Below are 18,861 nucleotides of genomic sequence, written 5' to 3'. Positions count from 1 at the left end.
ATGATGGAGTGAGTAATGTCCGATATCGAACATAACGGCGGGATCAGCCGTAGAACTCTGGTTAAATCCACCGCCATTGGCTCTCTGGCGCTCGCCGCTGGCGGCCTTTCCCTACCCTTTGGGCTGAAAAGTGCCGCAGCCGCGGTGCAACAAGCTATCCAGCCTGGTGCAGATAAAGTCGTTTGGGGAGCCTGCTCCGTAAACTGCGGCAGCCGTTGCGCCTTGCGTTTGCACGTGCGCGATGATGAAGTTTACTGGGTCGAAACCGACAATACCGGCGACGATATTTACGGCGATCATCAGGTTCGCGCCTGCCTGCGCGGTCGGTCTATCCGCCGTCGTATTAATCATCCGGATCGCCTCAATTATCCTATGAAGCGCGTGGGAAAACGCGGTGAAGGTAAGTTTGAGCGCATCAGCTGGGACGAAGCGTTAAACACCATTACCGCTAGCCTGAAAGGGATAGTGGAAAAGTACGGTAACGAAGCGGTCTATATCAACTACTCTTCCGGAATCGTAGGAGGGAACATTACCCGCTCCTCGCCTTATGCTTCTCTGGTCGCTCGTCTGATGAACTGCTACGGCGGATTCCTGAGCCATTACGGTACCTACAGCACCGCCCAAATCGCCTGTGCCATGCCGTATACCTATGGCACAAACGACGGTAATAGCACCTCCGATATCGAGAACACCAAACTGGTGGTGATGTTTGGTAATAACCCGGCCGAAACGCGCATGAGCGGCGGCGGGATTACCTATTTCCTTGAGCAAGCGCGCGAACGCTCAAATGCGCGCATGATCGTCATCGATCCTCGTTATACCGACACAGCCGCCGGACGCGAAGATGGATGGATTCCCATTCGGCCAGGTACCGATGCCGCGCTGGTGGCCGGTATCGCCTGGACGTTGATCGACGAGAACCTGGTCGATCAGCCGTTCCTGGATAAATATTGCGTCGGCTATGATGACAAAACGCTGCCCGAAGGTGCACCGGCTAATGGCCATTATAAAGCGTATATTCTGGGCCAGGGTGAGGATGGCATCGCTAAAACGCCAGCCTGGGCGTCGCGCATTACCGGTATTCCTGCCGATCGAATCATTAAGCTGGCTCGTGAAATAGGCAGCGCTAAACCGGCGTATATCTGTCAGGGATGGGGGCCGCAGCGTCAGGCGAACGGCGAACTCACGTCACGCGCCATTGCTATGCTGCCGATTTTAACCGGTAACGTGGGCATCAACGGCGGTAACAGCGGCGCACGTGAATCGACCTATACCATCACTATTGAGCGTATGCCCCTGCCGGATAACCCGGTCAAAACCCAAATCTCCTGTTTTAGCTGGACGGATGCTATCGCTCGTGGCCCAGAGATGACCGCCACCCGAGACGGCGTGCGCGGGAAAGACAAACTCGACGTACCGATAAAATTCATCTGGAACTACGCCGGCAACACGATCATTAATCAGCATTCTGATATCAACAAAACCCACGACATTTTGCAGGACGACAGTCAGTGCGAAACGATCGTGGTCATCGACAACTTTATGACCTCCTCGGCAAAATATGCCGATATCCTTCTGCCCGATTTAATGACCGTCGAACAGGAAGACATTATTCCTAACGACTACGCGGGTAATATGGGCTACCTCATTTTCCTCCAGCCCGTTACCGCGCCCAAGTTTGAACGCAAGCCAATCTACTGGATCATGAGTGAAGTGGCTAAGCGCCTCGGTCCGGATATCTATCAGCGGTTCACTGAAGGCCGTACTCAAGAGGAATGGCTACAGCTTCTCTACGCCAAAATGCTTGAAAAAGATCCACAGCTGCCTTCCTACGACGAACTAAAACAGATGGGGATTTATAAGCGCAAAGATCCAGCGGGTCACTTCGTAGCGTACAAAAAATTCCGCGACGACCCTCAGGCAAATCCACTTAAAACGCCCTCTGGCAAAATTGAAATTTACTCCAGTAAGTTGGCCGATATCGCCAATACCTGGGAGCTGGAGAAAGATGAAACCATCAGCCCGCTGCCCGTTTATGCATCGACTTTCGATGGCTGGGACGCCCCTGAACGCAGTCAGTTCCCGTTACAGCTGTTTGGCTTCCACTTTAAGGCACGTACTCACTCCAGTTACGGCAATATTGATGTGCTTCAGGCTGCCTGCCGTCAGGAAGTCTGGCTGAACCCGGTCGATGCCGAAAAACGCGGTATTAAAAACGGCGATATGGTGCGCGTGTTCAACGCCCGTGGCGAAGTGCGTATCGAAGCGAAAGTCACCCCGCGCATCATGCCAGGCGTTAGCGCAATGGGCCAGGGAGCGTGGCACGACGCCAATATGACCGGAGATCGCGTCGATCATGGTTCATGCATTAACACATTAACCACGCATCGTCCTTCGCCGCTGGCAAAAGGCAACCCGCAGCACACCAATCTGGTGCAGATCGAGAAGGCGTAAGGAGTAACCGATGACAACCCAATATGGATTTTTTATTGATTCAAGTCGTTGCACCGGTTGCAAAACCTGCGAACTGGCCTGTAAAGATTACAAAGACTTAACCCCGGACGTCAGCTTCCGCCGTATTTATGAATACGCAGGCGGCGACTGGCAGGAAGACAACGGCGTCTGGAATCAGAACGTGTTTGCCTATTACCTGTCGATCGCCTGTAACCACTGTGAAGATCCGGCCTGCACCAAGGTGTGTCCGAGCGGCGCGATGCACAAACGTGAAGACGGTTTTGTGGTCGTGGACGAAGACGTTTGCATTGGTTGCCGCTACTGCCATATGGCCTGCCCATACGGTGCGCCGCAGTACAACGCCGCGAAAGGTCACATGACCAAATGCGACGGTTGCCACTCGCGTGTGGCCGACGGTAAGAAACCGATTTGCGTGGAATCCTGCCCGCTTCGTGCGCTGGACTTCGGGCCGATTGACGAGCTGCGCCAGAAGCACGGTAACCTTGCGGCGGTCGCTCCGCTGCCGGGGGCGCACTTTACGAAGCCGAGTATTGTGATTAAACCTAATGCCAATAGCCGTCCGACGGGTGATACCACCGGCTATCTGGCCAATCCGAAGGAAGTGTAAAATGGGAAGTGGATGGCATGAATGGCCGCTGGTGATCTTCACCGTCTTCGGACAATGCGTGGCGGGTGCGTTAATCGTCGCGGGATTTGCCTGGTTAAAGGAGAAGGATGACGGCGTAAAAATGCGAATCGTACGCAGCATGTTCTTTTTATGGGTTGTGATGGGCATCGGCTTTATGGCCTCGGTGCTGCATCTGGGTTCACCGCTGCGAGCCTTTAACTCCTTAAATCGCATAGGTTCTTCTGCACTCAGTAATGAGATCGCAGCAGGATCGATTTTCTTTGCCGTCGGCGGCTTCTGGTGGCTGCTTTCTGCCATCGGTAAAATGCCCGCGACGCTCGGTAAAGTCTGGATGATACTGAGCATGGTACTCGGGATTGTCTTTGTCTGGGCGATGACCCGCGTCTATCAGATAGACACCGTTCCAACCTGGTATACGGGTTATACAACGCTGGCGTTCTTCCTGACGGCGCTGCTGGGCGGCCCTTTATTTGCGGTACTTCTGTTGCGTGGAGCAAAAGCTGCAAACAGTGGCGCAATGGCAGCGTCGGTGAGCGTACTGGCGCTGATAGCAACCGTCGCCGTCATCGTGCTGCAAAGTCAGCAGCTTGGTACAATTCATAGCTCCGTGCAGCAGGCCAGTGCGCTGCTGCCTGAGTATGGTTCTCTTCAGGTCTGGCGCATTCTGTTGCTGGCTGCCGGTTTGGGTTGCTGGCTGTGTCCCCTGTTACGGCGCAAGGATCCCAAATTAGTGGGTCTTGCTGCTGGTTTCGTTTTAGTGGTTCTGGGCGAGTTCATTGGCCGCGGACTGTTTTACGGTTTACATATGACCGTCGGCATGGCGATTGCCGGTTAATATCAACGCGCGGGGCGACCTGCGCGAGTAAGGAAAGTTGTCATGAATGATGCTTCACAACGCGAATCTTTCGCCTTCAGCGCCCGTGTCCTGGGCGCGTTGTTTTACTTTGCCCCAGACAGTGAGCAAGCCGCTCCGTTGGTATCAGCTTTAACGACCACCGACTGGTTTACGGACTGGCCGCTCGAGCAGGAACGGTTATTACCCATTGCACACGCGCTGCGTTCAACGGCTGACGAATCATTGCCAGATGCCTGGCAGCGGTTGTTTATTGGTCCTTGGGCATTGCCAGCACCGCCGTGGGGATCGGTCTGGCTCGACCGCGAATCCGTGCTGTTTGGCGATTCAACTCTCGCGCTGCGTCAGTGGATGCGTGATAACGGCATAACGTTCGAAATGCAGCAGAACGAACCGGAAGATCACTTTGGTACGCTGCTGCTGTTAGCGGCGTGGCTGGCCGAAAATGGGCGTACAACCGAGTGCGATCAACTGCTCGCGTGGCATCTGTTACCGTGGAGTCAACGTTTCTTATCCGTATTTATCGAGGAAGCAGGACATCCATTTTACGTCGCGTTAGCGCAACTTGCCCAGCTCACGCTGGCCAACTGGCAGTCTTCACTGCTGATCCCCGTTGCTGAAAAAACGCTATATCGTTAATCAGCTTATTCCGCACGGATGCTTCGGTACCGTGCGGTACACCCTTTAAATAGTTACGTTGTCACTTATCGAGTTTTACCTTTACGACGATTTTGGCTCCCCTCCCGGCAACCTTGGTGTGTCGGGCTTACCTTTTTCGCACGCAGAACTTTTGCTAACCCCGCATTTTCACCGCACAATATTGTATCTCCTACTTTACTGTCGCAACGCATGCAACGTCTCCACGCTTACCCGGACATTCGCGCGATGTTCCGCCGATTACTGATTGCTACCGTAACGGGCATCCTGGCGGCGTGTGCCGTCGCGCTGTTTCGTCATTCAATGTATCTGCTTGAATGGCTGTTTCTCAGTAATCAAAGCGGAAGCCTGGTCAACGCCGCCAGCACGCTTTCACCATGGCGTCGGGCCATGACTCCTGCGCTGGGCGGGCTCGCTGCCGGGCTTTTGCTCTGGGGCTGGCAACGACTAAATCAGCAACGCCCTCATGCCCCCTCCGACTACATGGAAGCCCTCGACGCCGGTGAAGGACAGTTTGACTATGGCGCGAGCCTGGTCAAATCCCTCGCATCGCTCATGGTCGTCGCCAGCGGCAGTGCGATTGGCCGCGAAGGGGCCATGATCTTACTTGCCGCACTTGCCGCCTCGTTTTTTGCACAGCGCTTTACCCCGAAAAAAGAGTGGAAGCTGTGGATCGCCTGCGGTGCAGCCGCCGGGATGGCCAGCGCCTATCATGCTCCGCTGGCGGGGAGTTTGTTTATTGCCGAAATTTTATTTGGCACGTTAATGTTGGCTTCGCTCGGCCCGGTCGTGATAGCCGCCGTGGTAGCACTGTTAACAACGCGGTTACTGAGTCCAGGCGCCAGCACGCTTTATGACGTTCACCTGAGCGGAACGCTCAGCACACTCGATTACTCGCTGATCCTCACAATGGGATTGCTGGCGGGGGTACTTGGGCCGCTTTTCATGTGGTTGATGGATTGCAGCCACAGGTTGTTTTTACGCCTGCGGCTTTCTCCGCCCTTGCAGCTCGCGCTTGGCGGGTTAATTGTCGGGTTGCTGTCGTTGCTGACGCCAAAGGTTTGGGGTAACGGTTACAGCGTGGTGCAGGCTTTTCTGCTGGCCCCGCCGTTGTTATCCGTTATAGCCGGCGTGTTTATCTGCAAAGTGTTAGCCGTGCTGGCCAGTAGCGGCTCAGGCGCGCCCGGCGGCGTGTTTACGCCGACGTTATTCGTCGGGATGGCTATGGGAATGTTATTTGCAAAGATAGGTGGCGTTTGGTTTCCGGGAACAGAGATGGCGATTTTACTCGGGCTGACCGGTATGGCGACGCTACTGGCTGCGACCACGCATGCACCGATAATGTCGGCGCTGATGGTCTGTGAAATGACCGGGCAATATTCGTTATTGCCCGGTTTGCTTATAGCCTGCGTGGTGGCATCCGTTCTGTCGCGGACGTTACGCCACAACTCTATCTATGGAGAGCATACCGCCGAGCATCGTCAGATCGATGTATCGCGCTAGGTCCCGCTGTTCAGGACGCGGCAGATAAGGCAATTCTCCCACCAGCGGTCCAGGCAGTTTTTTACTGAGCACGTCGATGATTTCGGCGTAATGGGCCAGGCCTGGATTGATGCGGTTGGCAACCCAGCCAATCAACGGCAGACCGTCATTGGCAATGGCTTGCGCCGTTAACAACGCATGGTTGATGCACCCTTCCTGAATTCCCACCACCATCAACACCGGCAGTTGCTCTTGAACCACCCATTCGGATAAGGGGCGAAGATCGTTCATCAGGCTGCGCCAGCCGCCCGTTCCCTCTACGACAACGTAATCGGCCTTCTCGCTCAGATTCGCTAAGCCATCAGACAGCAGGGCGTAATTGATTAGGCCGCTATGCGCCACGCTGCTTTCGTCTTCACTGAGCGCAATGGGATTGATCGCGTGATAAGGCAGTTCAAAACTTGAAACGCTTTGCAGCACCAGCGCATCTTTATTGCGTAGCCCTTCTGGCGTCTCTTTACTGCCTTTCGCGACCGGTTTGTACCCTGCCACACTGTTACCGCCTGCCGCCAGGGCTTGCAGCAAAGCGCGGGACACGACTGTTTTGCCGACAGAGGTATCAGTACCCGTTATAAAGAAACGCTTAAGCATCACTAACTCCACCGTTATGCTTTGAAAATATAAACCAAGTAAATAATTCAGTGGAGTGAGTCTAAGGTATGCGTTGAGGGTCCAGATTGAGATAGCGCAATTTTTCTTAAATCTGTGAAAAAGAGTTAGCCCTGTAACAAACGGATCAACAACGAACCGTTATACATCGCATCTTTCACCAGTGCAGCCCCGGCCATGGTGCCTTGATTGGAGAATTGCGTGCTCTCAACCGCAATATTTTTGCTGTACGCCGGGAGCGATTGCTGACGAATGCAGTCGGAAATTGCCGGAAACAGAATGTCTGCGGCCTGGCTAAGCGGAGAGCCAATAAGGATTTTTTGCGGATTAAACAGGTTCACCATGATGGCGAGAATACGTCCAACGTTGTTACCGACACCGGTAATAATGTCTTTTGCCAGCAGATCGCCCTGACGCGCCGCGCCGCAAAGTGACTCAACGGTCAACGGTTGGCCATGCAGCGACGAACTCATCGACTGACTTAAACGCTGCTGTGCCAACTCCATCACACTTTCAATGCTGGCAATCGTTTCCAGACAGCCGTGATTGCCGCAATAACAGCGCCTTCCGTAAGGATCGACCTGCGTATGGCCGATTTCCACCAGACTGCTGCTACCCGCGTGCAGTAAGCGGCCATCGGTGATCACGCCCGCGCCCACGTTATGATCGATAACCACCTGAATCACGTCACGTGCTCCACGCGACGCGCCAAAGAGCGCCTCGGCCATGGTCCACGCGCTGATATCATGCTGAATATAAACCGGCACACCAGTATGTTGTTTTAAAACTTCACCCAGCGGCATTTCTTTGACGTCGTCATAAAACGGCATCCGGTGCACGATTCCATTTTCCGTATCAATGATACCGGGCATAGTGATCGCGATAGATGTTAAGCGTTCCAGCTTTTGCTGATGGCGAATAAAGAACTGATCGATATGAACAACAATCCGCTCTAACAGCGTTTGTTCAGATTGGAGCGACAGCTCCAGGCGGTCTTCCACCACCATCTTGCTGCTGAGATCGCGCAGCGCGAGAAACACCTCGCCACGGCTGATACGGATCGACAAGTAGTGCCAGGCTTCGGTTTCCACCACCAGCCCTACGGCGGGACGTCCACGACTGCCCGGCTCCTGAATTTCTGTTTCCTGAACCAGATGGGCTTCCAACATCTCGCGCACAATTTTGGTAATACTGGCAGGTGCCAGTTGAGCCAGACGAGAAAGATCGATACGCGAGACCGGGCCAAGCTGATCGATCAGGCGATACACGGCGCCCGCATTGGTCTGCTTAATCTGATCAATATGCCCTGGCTGACTATCAGCAACCACCACTTACATCCTTATTTTCGCGCTTCGAAATAAACTTTGGGCTATGTTGAAGCACTTGACAGGCCGTCGTCAAATTTTTACTTAGCCATGTGATTTACCGCACATTTTAGACCGGGGTATTGGATAAAACCGACCTGTTTGCAGCAGCAATCAGCTGTTTTTTAAAACGCTGTGCCGCATTGCTCTGTTCGTGATGTTTTGGCCAGACCAACCACATTTCGGATACGGCGTCTTCTTCTGCAATCGCCACCCAGCGCATTTCGCTGAGCTGCACTCGCCGAAAAGACGCGGGAAGAATGGAAACGCCCAACCCGGCCGCCACGAGACCGATGATCGTCATCGCCTCACCCACCTCCTGAGTAATCACCGGAGCCACGCCGTAGCGTCGCATCAATCCCAGAATATCATCGTACAAACCGGTCCCTACATGAGGGTCGAAAAAGACAAACGGCTCTTTCGCCAGTTCCGCAAGCGTTACCGAGGGTTTTGAGGCCAGGTGGTGATCGCGAGGTATCATCGCCAGCAAGGGTTCCCGAAGTATCACCTGCCACGCTAGCGTATCGGGTAATTGCGTATTGCGCATCAGTCCCAGATCAAGGGAACCTTCATTGAGCGGCGCGATTTGTTCTCGAGTATTGATTTCGCGGGTCTGGATATGCACATCCGGATAGTGACGGCGAAACGATGACAGCGTGTCTGATACCGCGCTGATAAAGGGCGCAGACGAGGTAAACCCAATGCGTAACTCGCCGGTTTCTCCCAGATGCAAACGTTGCGCCCGGGCAGCGGCATCTTCGACCTGGCTCATGACCTGTCGACTGTCTGCCAGAAACTGCTTCCCCGCTGCTGTCAGGCTTACGCTACGGTTGGTTCGCGCCAGCAGTCGTGCGCCAATCTGCTGCTCAAGGATTTGAATTTGCTGACTCAGGGGCGGCTGAGAGATATTCAGTCGCGCCGCCGCCCGGCCGAAGTGAAGTTCTTCCGCGACAGCGATAAAGTAACGCAGGTGACGCAACTCGATATTCATATTTAAAAAGTATCATTTGAGATTATTAATATATTAGACAGAATATTTACAATTTCCTACCCTGATTTTGTGGTCATACCCGTTACCCGAAATCACGGGATGTTTAAGCAAGGAAATTCAGTGAGTCGTACAACTACCGTTGATATCGCCCCGGCAAGCGACATTGATGTATTACCCGTAGCGCCCCAGCCATCACCCTATATCAAACGTGGTACCTCACAGTTTATGCGTGTCACGCTGGCGCTGTTTTCCGCAGGACTCGCGACTTTCGCCCTGCTCTATTGCGTCCAGCCCATTCTCCCGGTGTTATCCCATGAGTTTGGTATTTCGCCTGCCAGCAGCAGTATCTCTCTTTCTATTTCAACCGGAATGCTAGCCGTCGGCTTATTATTTACCGGCCCGCTGTCCGATGCCATTGGACGCAAACCCGTGATGGTCACAGCGCTGCTGTTGGCCTCAATATGCACGCTGCTCTCCACCATGATGACCAGTTGGCACGGAATACTGATCGTGCGTGCGCTCATTGGGCTTTCACTGAGTGGTGTCGCGGCCGTGGGCATGACCTATCTGAGCGAAGAAATTCATCCCAGTTTCGTCGCCTTCTCGATGGGCCTCTATATTAGCGGCAACTCGATTGGGGGCATGAGTGGGCGACTCTTGAGTGGGGTCTTTACCGATCTCTTTAACTGGCGCATTGCGCTTGCCGTCATTGGCTGCTTCGCCCTGGCCTCCGCGCTCATGTTCTGGCGAATCCTGCCGGAATCACGGCATTTTCGCCCGACATCGCTGCGCCCGAAAACGCTGTTTATCAACTTCCGGCTTCACTGGCGCGATAAAGGCCTGCCGCTGCTGTTTCTGGTCGGTTTTTTACTGATGGGGTCGTTTGTCACGCTGTTTAACTATATTGGCTATCGCCTGATGTTATCTCCGTGGCATTTGAGCCAGGCGTTCGTCGGCATTCTTTCTCTTGCCTATCTCACCGGCACCTGGAGCTCGCCAAAAGCCGGCGCGATGACCGCGCGTTACGGTCGCGGCCCGGTGATGCTCACGTCCACAGGCGTGATGTTAGTCGGTCTCCTGATGACGCTGTTCTCTTCCCTGTGGCTGATATTCGCCGGAATGCTGCTGTTCTCCGCCGGTTTTTTTGCTGCCCACTCAGTCGCCAGCAGTTGGATTGGCCCCCGTGCGCGAAGAGCCAAAGGCCAGGCATCGTCATTGTATCTTTTTAGCTACTATTTGGGCTCCAGTGTTGCCGGTACGCTGGGTGGTATATTCTGGCACAACTATGGCTGGAACGGCGTCGGCGGGTTTATTGCGATAATGCTTTGCGCCGCGTTGGTTGTAGGGGTAAATTTACATAAACGACTGCATTAGTTCTGAACATATCCAATTCTGACGAGCCATCACTGTTTTCATTTTGGCCCTCGTTACAATAGGGAAATTAATTAAGGGGGCATGATGAAAAACGTCATTTTTAGTATGGTTGCGAAAATTTCAAAAATGGATGCAGAAGCAAAGCTGCTGACGGCACAGGTTGAAGCGCAGTCGCTTATGCTGAGCGCTATTTTACTGACCGTTGGTAAAAACGGTGGTGTTGATAAAATGGTCGAAAGCGTCAATAAAGCGATTAATTCTGCGATGGACGTTTCAGATGATTTGCTTCGTTCAGACGCACAGCTGCTGCTGAGTCAGTTTAACGATCTTCTGGCTATCGCTCGCCTCATTGAAAAAGCGGATTCAGAAATCGATATTGAAGCGTTACGTAACCTTCCACCTACGCCCGTTATCGATGAAAAAGAGTAAGATCATCATGACAGTTTGTGTTTAACTGACAGCGTCAGATTATAAAAAATGAATAAAATCTCTATTCAATTCAAACGCTAAACTGTCCACGAGATCTTATGAAAGACACTAATTATCAACAACTCACCCGCACGTTCCAGCGCTTATCTCGTTTCGCCCACCTTTCCTCCATCGCCAGTTGGGATATGTTTGCCATGATGCCACACGGCGGCAGCACCGCCCGCGGTGAAGCATTGGCTGAAATGAGCGTGTTGCAGCATCAGATCCTCACCGATAAAAAAGTGGGCGAATGGTTGGCAGCCGCCGAAAGCGAAGAACTGAACGACGTCGAGCAGGCTAACCTGCGCGAAATGACACGCCATTTTCAGCAGGCGTCCCTGCTGCCGGAATCTCTGGTAGAAGCCAAATCGCTGGCAGGAAGTCGATGCGAACATGCGTGGCGTACCCAGCGCCCGGCAAACGACTGGCAGGGGTTTTCCGCGAATCTTAAAGAGGTGGTTAAGCTCAGTCGCGAAGAAGCGCGTCTGCGAGCCGAAGCCAAAGGCGGTACGCCGTACGACGCCCTGCTCGATATTTTTGAACCCGACATGACCAGCGCGCGGCTCGACGTCCTGTTTGGTGACATGAAGACCTGGCTACCCGATATGCTCTCGCAGGTCGTAGACAAGCAGTCCAGGCACTCTTTTGTTCCGCCGCAAGGACCGTTCCCGACCGCCGTGCAACGCGAACTGGGTCTGGAAGCCATGAACATGCTCGGCTTTGACTTTAACGCGGGCCGTCTGGACGTGAGTGCGCATCCATTCTGTGGAGGCGTACCGGAAGATGTGCGCATCACTACCCGTTACGACGAGGATGAACTGCTCAGCGCGCTGTTTGGCGTCGTTCACGAAACGGGTCATGCACGCTACGAGCAAAACCTGCCGCGCAACTGGCTGGGTCAACCTGTCGCACTGGCGCGTTCCACGGCAATCCACGAATCACAAAGCTTGTTCTTCGAAATGCAGTTGGGTCGCAGCAATGCCTTCCTCAAACACCTTCTGCCCGCCGTTCATGCTCGTTTTGGCAGCCAGGCGGCGTTCAGTGAAGATAATTTCATCGCGTGGAATCAGCGCGTTAAGCCCGGATACATCCGCGTTGATGCCGACGAGGTGAGTTATCCGGCGCACGTTGTTCTGCGTTACGAGATTGAACGCTCGTTGATTAACGGTGAAATCGAAGTCGACGATATCCCGGCGCTATGGGATGAGAAAATGCAGTCCTGGCTCGGCTTATCCACAAAGGATAACTACCGTAACGGCTGTATGCAGGATATTCACTGGACTGACGGTGGCTTTGGCTATTTCCCATCGTATACGTTAGGAGCGATGTACGCCGCGCAGCTGTTCAGTGCTGCGAAGAAAGCGCTACCCGGTCTTGATGCATCCATCGCTGACGGTGATTTTACCTCACTGTTCGATTGGCTTCGTCAGAACATCTGGCAGCATGGCAGCCGCTTTACGACCTCGCAGCTGATCAAACAGGCCACCGGTGAAGATCTCAACATCCGCTATTTCCGCGAACATTTGACCTCACGTTATCTGTAATTCCTGATGCCGGGAGTGAATCCCGGCCTATCTTCCTGATATTTTCTTAACGCCTTGACACTGTACGTTATTACAGTGAAAATACTGTATACACATACAGCAAATAAATGGAAATCACTATGTTCGTTGAACTCGTCTACGATAAGCGCAATGTTGCGGGTTTGCCTGATGCCAGGGAAATCATCCTGAACGAACTGACCCGACGGGTGCATAACATCTTCCCAGGCGCTGAGGTCAAGGTTAAGCCGATGCAGGCCAATGGCTTAAACAGCGACGCCAGTAAAAGCGATCGTGAGAAACTCAATCGCATGTTGGAAGAGATGTTTGAAGAGGCTGATATGTGGATGGTCAACGAATAATATTACGTTGTACATTGCGTTACACGCCGAAACCAATGACTCACGGAAACCTCGGATTTACAGGGATATAGTTACTTCAACGGCCCCGCAGTGGGGTTAAATGAAAAACCAAATTCGAGGGTATGACAATGAAAAAAGTATTAGCTCTGGTTGTTGCCGCTGCTATGGGTCTGTCTTCTGCTGCATTTGCTGCTGACACCGCGACTTCCGCAATGCCTGCACCGGCTGCGACCGCTGCTGCAACGACTCATGCGGCTCCGGCTAAAACTACGCACCACAAAAAACACAAAAAAGCCGTTGAGCAGAAAGCTCAGGCAGCGAAAAAACACCACAAAAAAGCAGCAGCTAAACCTGCTGTAGAACAGAAAGCTCAAGCGGCTAAAAAGCACCACAAAAAAGCAGAAACTAAGCCAGCCGTAGAGCAGAAAGCTCAGGCAGCTAAAAAGCACCACAAAAAAGCAGTGAAGCATGAAGCGGCAAAACCAGCAGCTCAACCAGCTGCATAAGATTTACGCATAACCGTGCCCCATCTGGGCACGTTGCTAAACCGGCGCTAACCCTTTTCCGGTCGGCGCCGTTTTTTATCCGGAGGGCGTATGCTGCAACGCTATCGGTTTGAGTTCATTCTTATCATGCTTATTTTATGCGCGCTTATAGTCAGTCGATATTATCTTTCCTGAATGTAGCACGCTGATTTTACTCCCACTTTATTGCGGTCCCGTCTATAGTATTTCCATAGGGTTCACTTTTAATAATCATAATTACCCCACCAGAGTGTGATATGCGGAAAACTGTTGTGTTGTTACTGGGAACGTTCAGCCTCTTGTCCGGCTTTGCCCATGCAGATGATGGCGATGACGATGCTATCAATGCCAACGAAGTCAAAACGCTATTTTTTGGTCATGATGACCGCACGCGTGTCTCCGATCCTACCGAATCTCCCTGGGATGCTATTGGGCAACTTGAAACTGCCAGCGGTAATTTGTGCACCGCAACGTTGATTTCGCCTCATCTGGCACTTACCGCAGGACACTGTCTTCTGATACCACCGAAAGGTACACCGGACAAAGTCGTCGCGTTGCGCTTCGTGTCCAAAAAAGGTGTATGGCGTTATGACATTCACGGTGTCGAAGGACGTGTTGATCCTTCTCTGGGTAAACGTTTAAAACCTGACGGTGATGGCTGGATTGTTCCACCCGCTGCTGCTGAGTGGGACTTTGGCTTAGTGGTGTTGCGTTATCCACCAACCGGAATTACTCCGCTTCCCCTGTTTGAAGGTGATAAAGCCGCATTGACGGCGGCGCTAAAGGTAGCGGAACGCAAAGTCACGCAGTCGGGCTACCCTGTCGATCATCTGGACTCGCTCTATACGCATACCGATTGTGTCGTCACGGGTTGGGCGCAAAAAAATGTATTGTCGCATCAGTGCGACACATTGCCTGGCGATAGCGGTTCTCCGCTCATGCTGAAAACCGAGAGTGGCTGGCAAGTGATTGGCGTACAAAGCTCTGCTCCGGCGGCAAAAGATCGGTGGCGTGCTGACAACCGCGCATTGTCGGTGACGGGTTTTCGCGACAAGCTAGAAGAACTGGCACAAGAATAGCTTAGCCGTGTCGAACCTGGAGCAGGGCAATAATTGCCATCGCTTATTTCTAAGAGTCATACAAGCGCGGAATTTCGCTGCCCGCAATGGCAGGCAGCGAACGCATCAGGCTAATTTTATCATTATCATTCCAGCCAGCAGCAGTACCAGACCGACCCAACCTTTTTTGTTAAGGCGTTGACCAAACAAAATCCATCCTGCGGCCAGCGTCGCAGCAATACCAAAGCCACCCCACAGTGCATACGCCACCGAGAGATCAATACCTTTCACCGCCTGCGACAGTGCGCTAAATGCGCCCAGGACACAGGCGATAGATAGTAAGCCGTGATATTTACGACGAAAACCGTCAGAAAACTTCAAAAAGACGTTGGCGATGATTTCCAGCACAATCGCCAGTGCCAACCAGGCCGCATGAATCCATTCAAACTGCTGCATGGGTTCGCTCCTTCTGCTGCTTCATCGGTTTGCGGGTACCCGATTTAATCAGCACAATGCCGGCCACCAACGTTGCCAGGCCAGCAACTTTCATTGTCGATAGGCTTTCATCAAATAAAATCACGCTAAAAATCGTGATGATTAAAATACCAATCCCTTCCCACAACGCATACGCCACACCCAACGCGATCTTTTTAACCGCGAAAGATAAGAAAATATAAGAGAGGGAGATCATCACCAGCATTAAAATAAAGCCGGTATTGCCATCACTGATACTTGCCCATTTCATCGACAAAGTACCGGTAATTTCAGCCACGATGGCTAAGGCTAATAGGATCCAGTAAAACATGGTCTTCTCCTGCTTGAGAATATAATCCATTGCGGCTCGTCGTGAACGACAAACCCAAAAATATGAAATTAAATCAGACAGCTAAGCGCGTAGCGCTAGCTCAGGCAGAAGACGGGACTATAGCGCGTTACGCCAGTGTTGTTCACCAGATAGCAGGCAGAGGGAGATTGAGAATACGGCGATGTTTCTTGAAATGTACGTCCTGAACAGATTGTCCATAATATTACAATTATCCGCGGTGTTGCTTCTCGTCATTGCGGATGAAAATTGTCCTCGGTAGTTGAACACGCCCGATTTGTACCATAAGCTAAGATTTAACTCAAAGCCTTTTCAATTCTTTACCCAGCCTGTTTGACATTCGTTAGTTTATTGAATGTCCATTGCATTTATCATCAATAAAAAAGGATTAATCAGGAACAAACATGGCCAAACCCATTATTACCCCGAACGGGCTAAAAATTGTCATCATGCTGGGAATGCTGATGATCATTCTCTCTGGGATCCGTTTTGCTGCCGATATTATTGTCCCGTTCATTCTGGCACTCTTTATCGCGGTGATCCTCAACCCACTCGTGCAACGCCTGGTTCGACTGCGCGTCCCCCGCGTACTGGCGATCACCATGCTGATAAGCGTCATTATTATGGCCATGGTGTTGCTTATCGCCTATCTGGGGACATCGCTTAATGAACTGGCGCGTACGCTGCCACAATACCGTTCGTCGCTCGTTATCCCGTTAAAACAGCTCGAACCCTGGCTGCAACGCGCCGGGATTGAGGTTTCCGTTGAGGAACTTCTCAAGTATATCGATCCGAATGCCGCCATGAGCCTGGTGACGGGCTTATTAGCGCATCTTTCCAGCGCCATGACCTCGATTTTCCTGCTGATGCTGACGGTCGTTTTTATGCTTATCGAAGTGCCACAGCTACCCGCTAAGCTACAGCAAATGATGTCGCGACCAGCCGAAGGAATGAGCGCGATTCAACGGGCGCTGGACAGCGTCTCTCACTATCTGGTGCTGAAAACCGCCATTAGCATTATCACGGGCCTGGTGGCGTGGGGAATGCTCGCCGCTTTAGACGTACGCTTTGCCTTTGTCTGGGGACTCCTGGCGTTTGCGCTGAACTATATCCCCAATATCGGTTCCGTGCTGGCGGCTATCCCGCCTATTGCTCAGGTGCTGGTGTTTAGCGGTTTATACGATGCGCTGCTTGTGCTGGCAGGATATCTGGTGATCAATCTGGTATTCGGGAACATTATCGAACCACGCATGATGGGACGCGGGCTGGGCCTGTCGACGCTGGTGGTGTTCCTGTCGTTGATATTTTGGGGCTGGCTGCTTGGGCCAGTCGGCATGCTGCTTTCGGTTCCGCTGACCATTATCGTGAAGATCGGGCTTGAACAGACGGCGGGTGGCCAGAGCATTGCCGTGCTACTGAGCGATATGAGCCAAAAGTGAGACATTACCCGTCAGCCATAGTGCTGTTCGTAAATTGGAGAGAATACCGTGTTAAAAGTCATCGCCGAAGATTTTATTCACCCTGAAGCCTTACCCATCGTCCTCCCGCTATATCGGGAATTGGTCAAGGCCACCAAACTTGAGCCACTCTGTATTGCTTATGATTTGTATATAGATGAGAAAGACCCTGGTCATTTCATTTTTATTGAGGAGTGGCCCGATCGTTCAGCATTAGACACACATTGCGCGAGTGAGCACTTCAGACGACTGGTACCCATGATTAACCAGTATCAGCGCAAAGAAGCCACTTTTATCTTTATGGATAGTTTTGAATAAAGAGATACCCATGAACACTTTTAATAGACTTCTCACAGTGAAGGTAGAACCTTAATCCCTTGTGGATAGATGGAAAAAACATCACTACAATATCACTTATTATTCACTTAAAAAGGATTTTATCCTGTTTCAGATTAAGACTTAGATCACAATTTTGCGCAAATGTTACATCTGAGAAAATGTCTTATCACGAGATGACATGCATCAAATAGTGCTTAAATACCTTCATTTAGCATAAATATTCAGTTTTGCGCATAATTGTGTTTCCATTACAGAGACAATATGGGCGTTCTTTACGAAAGCAATTTATTGAGGAATATCACAATTTTCAATGTACGCTAAATCCCTCATTTCATTTTGAACTGTAATCGATTACTCAACATGCGTTATTAAATGACTAACCCAAGACATACACCTCACTCTATGCCGCTAAGAACATTGACTTCCATATGAAAGACCGTGCTTTTATGGTGCGTTTTTTTAACGTCTTCACAACAATATTTACCCGCCCTACCCAAAGTTGACTTGCATTCATTCCCCACGCATATTTCACAGCACGAATTAACAAGACAATCTTTTGAGGACGAATGTGATGCCAAGCCGAGATTATCCGGACAAGCGAGCAGTAAGAGGGTTAGCGAAGGACGCAGACCTGACAATGTTAAGTGCAAGGATTGAATCAACGCTCGTCGATTACATCAGAACCACTGCTTTTGAAACGCGTAAAAGCAAACAGGAGATTGTTGCGGCAGCTATCGCGCTTTATAAGAAGAGCCGCGAGGCAGAGCTCGCGGCAGAGTAAAGCGTTAAACCTTATCTCCCTTAGCCAAATTGTTTAGCTCAGCAAAAACCTCATCCGGCAGCACTAACTCGGCCGCCGCCAGGTTTTCGCGCAAATGAACGAGTGATGATGTCCCCGGGATCAGCAATATATTTGCCGAGCGCTTGAGTAACCAGGCCAGGGCAACCTGCATCGACGTTGCATTAAGGCCCTCAGCTATCGTTTGCAGTTCGGTAGACTGTAGCGGCGTAAACCCACCCAGTGGGAAGAATGGAACATAAGCAATCCCCTGCCGGGCCAGGGAATCGATAAGTGCATCATCGCTGCGGTTAACGATGTTGTACATATTCTGCACACAAACGATCGGCGCAATACTTTGCGCTTGCGCAACCTGAGCGGCGGTCACATTGCTCACGCCAATATCGCGAACAAGACCCTGCTGTTGCAGCTCCGCGAGCACGGTCAACGGCTCTCCGATCGAGCCTTCTGCCGGGCCATGCGCGCTAAACATAATGCGCAAATTGACCACATCCAGTACATCCAGCTGAAGATGACGTAAATTATCGTGAACCACCTGGGTGAGTTCCTGCGGGGAGAATGCCGGCAGCCAGGAAGCGTCATCGCCACGTCGCGCACCGATTTTGGTCACAATCGTCAAATCGTCACGATAAGGGTGCAACGCCTCACGAATAAGCTGATTAGTAATATGAGGGCCGTAAAAATCGCTGGTATCGATATGGTCGACACCCGCCTCGACCGCTTCGCGCAGCACATCCAGCGCCGCCTGTTTGTCTTTAGGCGGGCCAAAAACACCAGGGCCAGCCAACTGCATTGCACCATAGCCGAGTCGTTTGACGGTGCCTGAACCTAACGTAAAAGTGCCGCTTTTATCAATGCTGGTCATGTTTGTGTTCCTTATCGACTGCGTAGAAGAAATTTTTCGTTTCGAATACTGCCCAAAGTAACAACAGCTTACGGGCTGCGACCTTTAGTTAAGCAATGGTTAAATTAAAGTTTAGATTTGCTACGTCGATAG

22 protein-coding genes are annotated in these 18,861 nt (G+C 51.8%); 15 read left to right on the top strand and 7 right to left on the bottom strand.

Annotated features, from left to right (window positions below; all coding sequences use genetic code 11):
* Nucleotides 1–15: 15 nt before the first annotated feature.
* The 5 genes from ynfE to clcB all read left to right on the top strand — a co-directional run bounded on the left by ynfE (nt 16) and on the right by clcB (nt 6,116).
* The gene (gene ynfE / locus AC6EMZ_RS20040; RefSeq protein WP_498404525.1) at nt 16–2,454 is read left to right on the top strand and encodes a selenate/tellurate reductase subunit YnfE; all 2,439 of its coding nucleotides are present in this window, start codon (nt 16–18) and stop codon (nt 2,452–2,454) included.
* 10 nt (nt 2,455–2,464) lie between these two features.
* A complete protein-coding gene (locus AC6EMZ_RS20035) occupies nt 2,465–3,082 on the top strand; it encodes a DMSO/selenate family reductase complex B subunit (protein WP_498404523.1) in 618 nt (205 codons plus the stop codon).
* A gap of 1 nt (nt 3,083) precedes the next feature.
* Entirely contained in the window at nt 3,084–3,938 is an 855-nt protein-coding gene (locus AC6EMZ_RS20030; protein WP_498404522.1) for a dimethyl sulfoxide reductase anchor subunit family protein, read from the top strand.
* Between the two features lie 42 nt (nt 3,939–3,980).
* On the top strand, nt 3,981–4,595 hold the full coding sequence (gene dmsD, locus AC6EMZ_RS20025) for a Tat proofreading chaperone DmsD (RefSeq protein WP_498404520.1): 615 nt from the start codon (nt 3,981–3,983) through the stop codon (nt 4,593–4,595).
* 210 nt (nt 4,596–4,805) lie between these two features.
* Nucleotides 4,806–6,116: a voltage-gated ClC-type chloride channel ClcB gene (clcB, locus tag AC6EMZ_RS20020; protein ID WP_498404518.1), complete on the top strand. Its 1,311-nt coding sequence runs from the start codon at nt 4,806–4,808 to the stop codon at nt 6,114–6,116.
* On the opposite strand, the gene bioD is transcribed toward clcB, so the two are convergent.
* The 3 genes from bioD to ynfL all read right to left on the bottom strand — a co-directional run bounded on the left by bioD (nt 6,051) and on the right by ynfL (nt 9,119).
* Nucleotides 6,051–6,746, bottom strand: a complete 696-nt coding sequence (gene bioD, locus AC6EMZ_RS20015) for a dethiobiotin synthase (protein WP_498404517.1) — start codon at nt 6,744–6,746, stop codon at nt 6,051–6,053. The two genes, clcB and bioD, sit on opposite strands and share 66 nt — an antisense overlap.
* A 125-nt stretch (nt 6,747–6,871) precedes the next feature.
* Complete coding sequence (gene mlc, locus AC6EMZ_RS20010) at nt 6,872–8,092, bottom strand: sugar metabolism global transcriptional regulator Mlc (RefSeq protein ID WP_498404516.1); 1,221 nt, start codon at nt 8,090–8,092, stop codon at nt 6,872–6,874.
* Nucleotides 8,093–8,198: 106 nt separating this feature from the next.
* Nucleotides 8,199–9,119, bottom strand: a complete 921-nt coding sequence (gene ynfL / locus AC6EMZ_RS20005; RefSeq protein WP_498404515.1) for a multidrug efflux transcriptional activator YnfL/SxtR(Kp) — start codon at nt 9,117–9,119, stop codon at nt 8,199–8,201.
* 120 nt (nt 9,120–9,239) lie between these two features.
* On the opposite strand from ynfL, the gene ynfM reads away from it, so the two are divergent.
* The 7 genes from ynfM to AC6EMZ_RS19970 all read left to right on the top strand — a co-directional run bounded on the left by ynfM (nt 9,240) and on the right by AC6EMZ_RS19970 (nt 14,467).
* On the top strand, nt 9,240–10,493 hold the full coding sequence (gene ynfM / locus AC6EMZ_RS20000) for a multidrug efflux MFS transporter YnfM/SxtP(Kp) (RefSeq protein ID WP_498404514.1): 1,254 nt from the start codon (nt 9,240–9,242) through the stop codon (nt 10,491–10,493).
* A gap of 84 nt (nt 10,494–10,577) precedes the next feature.
* Nucleotides 10,578–10,922, top strand: coding sequence for an anti-adapter protein IraP (gene iraP / locus AC6EMZ_RS19995; RefSeq protein ID WP_498404513.1), 345 nt, complete (start codon nt 10,578–10,580; stop codon nt 10,920–10,922).
* 98 nt (nt 10,923–11,020) lie between these two features.
* Nucleotides 11,021–12,505: a carboxypeptidase M32 gene (locus AC6EMZ_RS19990; RefSeq protein WP_498404512.1), complete on the top strand. Its 1,485-nt coding sequence runs from the start codon at nt 11,021–11,023 to the stop codon at nt 12,503–12,505.
* 119 nt (nt 12,506–12,624) lie between these two features.
* A complete protein-coding gene (locus AC6EMZ_RS19985; protein ID WP_498404511.1) occupies nt 12,625–12,864 on the top strand; it encodes a DinI family protein in 240 nt (79 codons plus the stop codon).
* 128 nt (nt 12,865–12,992) lie between these two features.
* Nucleotides 12,993–13,370, top strand: a complete 378-nt coding sequence (gene asr / locus AC6EMZ_RS19980) for an acid resistance repetitive basic protein Asr (protein ID WP_498404510.1) — start codon at nt 12,993–12,995, stop codon at nt 13,368–13,370.
* 90 nt (nt 13,371–13,460) lie between these two features.
* Nucleotides 13,461–13,544, top strand: coding sequence for a small membrane protein YdgU (ydgU, locus tag AC6EMZ_RS19975; RefSeq protein ID WP_498404656.1), 84 nt, complete (start codon nt 13,461–13,463; stop codon nt 13,542–13,544).
* A gap of 101 nt (nt 13,545–13,645) precedes the next feature.
* Entirely contained in the window at nt 13,646–14,467 is an 822-nt protein-coding gene (locus AC6EMZ_RS19970) for a trypsin-like serine peptidase (RefSeq protein WP_498404508.1), read from the top strand.
* 105 nt (nt 14,468–14,572) lie between these two features.
* On the opposite strand, the gene mdtI is transcribed toward AC6EMZ_RS19970, so the two are convergent.
* From mdtI to AC6EMZ_RS19955, 3 genes are all read right to left on the bottom strand, one after another.
* Nucleotides 14,573–14,902 carry a multidrug/spermidine efflux SMR transporter subunit MdtI gene (gene mdtI, locus AC6EMZ_RS19965; protein WP_498404505.1) on the bottom strand — a complete coding sequence of 110 codons (330 nt, stop codon included), beginning with the start codon at nt 14,900–14,902 and terminating at the stop codon, nt 14,573–14,575.
* Nucleotides 14,889–15,251, bottom strand: coding sequence for a multidrug/spermidine efflux SMR transporter subunit MdtJ (mdtJ, locus tag AC6EMZ_RS19960; RefSeq protein ID WP_498404504.1), 363 nt, complete (start codon nt 15,249–15,251; stop codon nt 14,889–14,891). The genes mdtI and mdtJ overlap by 14 nt, the downstream gene beginning before the upstream one ends.
* A 117-nt stretch (nt 15,252–15,368) precedes the next feature.
* On the bottom strand, nt 15,369–15,539 hold the full coding sequence (locus tag AC6EMZ_RS19955; RefSeq protein WP_498404503.1) for a protein YdgV: 171 nt from the start codon (nt 15,537–15,539) through the stop codon (nt 15,369–15,371).
* Nucleotides 15,540–15,673: 134 nt separating this feature from the next.
* Between AC6EMZ_RS19955 and AC6EMZ_RS19950 the strand changes: the two genes are divergently transcribed.
* The 3 genes from AC6EMZ_RS19950 (at nt 15,674) to AC6EMZ_RS19940 (ending at nt 17,846) form a co-directional block, all read left to right on the top strand.
* Nucleotides 15,674–16,708 (top strand): AI-2E family transporter, encoded by a 1,035-nt coding sequence (locus tag AC6EMZ_RS19950; protein ID WP_498404502.1) that lies wholly within the window; start codon nt 15,674–15,676, stop codon nt 16,706–16,708.
* A gap of 48 nt (nt 16,709–16,756) precedes the next feature.
* Nucleotides 16,757–17,044: a putative quinol monooxygenase gene (locus AC6EMZ_RS19945; RefSeq protein ID WP_498404500.1), complete on the top strand. Its 288-nt coding sequence runs from the start codon at nt 16,757–16,759 to the stop codon at nt 17,042–17,044.
* A gap of 592 nt (nt 17,045–17,636) precedes the next feature.
* Nucleotides 17,637–17,846: a hypothetical protein gene (locus AC6EMZ_RS19940; protein WP_498404499.1), complete on the top strand. Its 210-nt coding sequence runs from the start codon at nt 17,637–17,639 to the stop codon at nt 17,844–17,846.
* A 4-nt stretch (nt 17,847–17,850) separates the two neighbouring features.
* Here the strand turns inward: AC6EMZ_RS19940 and AC6EMZ_RS19935 are convergent, their stop codons facing one another.
* Entirely contained in the window at nt 17,851–18,729 is an 879-nt protein-coding gene (locus AC6EMZ_RS19935; RefSeq protein ID WP_498404498.1) for an aldo/keto reductase family oxidoreductase, read from the bottom strand.
* Between the last annotated feature and the right edge of the window lie 132 nt (nt 18,730–18,861).

It is taken from the genome of Enterobacter sp. SCRI0065, from assembly GCF_059766475.1.
This window is presented reverse-complemented; position numbering and strand designations above follow the sequence as displayed.

Excerpts from the sequence above, each read along its gene's own strand:
- ynfE (WP_498404525.1), top strand. The coding sequence starts at position 16 with ATGTCCGATATCGAACATAACGGCGGGATCAGCCGTAGAACTCTGGTT.
- AC6EMZ_RS20035 (WP_498404523.1), top strand. The coding sequence starts at position 2,465 with ATGACAACCCAATATGGATTTTTTATTGATTCAAGTCGTTGCACCGGT.
- AC6EMZ_RS20030 (WP_498404522.1), top strand. The coding sequence starts at position 3,084 with ATGGGAAGTGGATGGCATGAATGGCCGCTGGTGATCTTCACCGTCTTC.
- dmsD (WP_498404520.1), top strand. The coding sequence starts at position 3,981 with ATGAATGATGCTTCACAACGCGAATCTTTCGCCTTCAGCGCCCGTGTC.
- clcB (WP_498404518.1), top strand. The coding sequence starts at position 4,806 with ATGCAACGTCTCCACGCTTACCCGGACATTCGCGCGATGTTCCGCCGA.
- bioD (WP_498404517.1), bottom strand. The coding sequence starts at position 6,746 with ATGCTTAAGCGTTTCTTTATAACGGGTACTGATACCTCTGTCGGCAAA.
- ynfL (WP_498404515.1), bottom strand. The coding sequence starts at position 9,119 with ATGAATATCGAGTTGCGTCACCTGCGTTACTTTATCGCTGTCGCGGAA.
- iraP (WP_498404513.1), top strand. The coding sequence starts at position 10,578 with ATGAAAAACGTCATTTTTAGTATGGTTGCGAAAATTTCAAAAATGGAT.
- AC6EMZ_RS19990 (WP_498404512.1), top strand. The coding sequence starts at position 11,021 with ATGAAAGACACTAATTATCAACAACTCACCCGCACGTTCCAGCGCTTA.
- AC6EMZ_RS19985 (WP_498404511.1), top strand. The coding sequence starts at position 12,625 with ATGTTCGTTGAACTCGTCTACGATAAGCGCAATGTTGCGGGTTTGCCT.
- asr (WP_498404510.1), top strand. The coding sequence starts at position 12,993 with ATGAAAAAAGTATTAGCTCTGGTTGTTGCCGCTGCTATGGGTCTGTCT.
- ydgU (WP_498404656.1), top strand. The coding sequence starts at position 13,461 with ATGCTGCAACGCTATCGGTTTGAGTTCATTCTTATCATGCTTATTTTA.
- AC6EMZ_RS19970 (WP_498404508.1), top strand. The coding sequence starts at position 13,646 with ATGCGGAAAACTGTTGTGTTGTTACTGGGAACGTTCAGCCTCTTGTCC.
- mdtI (WP_498404505.1), bottom strand. The coding sequence starts at position 14,902 with ATGCAGCAGTTTGAATGGATTCATGCGGCCTGGTTGGCACTGGCGATT.
- mdtJ (WP_498404504.1), bottom strand. The coding sequence starts at position 15,251 with ATGTTTTACTGGATCCTATTAGCCTTAGCCATCGTGGCTGAAATTACC.
- AC6EMZ_RS19950 (WP_498404502.1), top strand. The coding sequence starts at position 15,674 with ATGGCCAAACCCATTATTACCCCGAACGGGCTAAAAATTGTCATCATG.
- AC6EMZ_RS19940 (WP_498404499.1), top strand. The coding sequence starts at position 17,637 with ATGCCAAGCCGAGATTATCCGGACAAGCGAGCAGTAAGAGGGTTAGCG.
- AC6EMZ_RS19935 (WP_498404498.1), bottom strand. The coding sequence starts at position 18,729 with ATGACCAGCATTGATAAAAGCGGCACTTTTACGTTAGGTTCAGGCACC.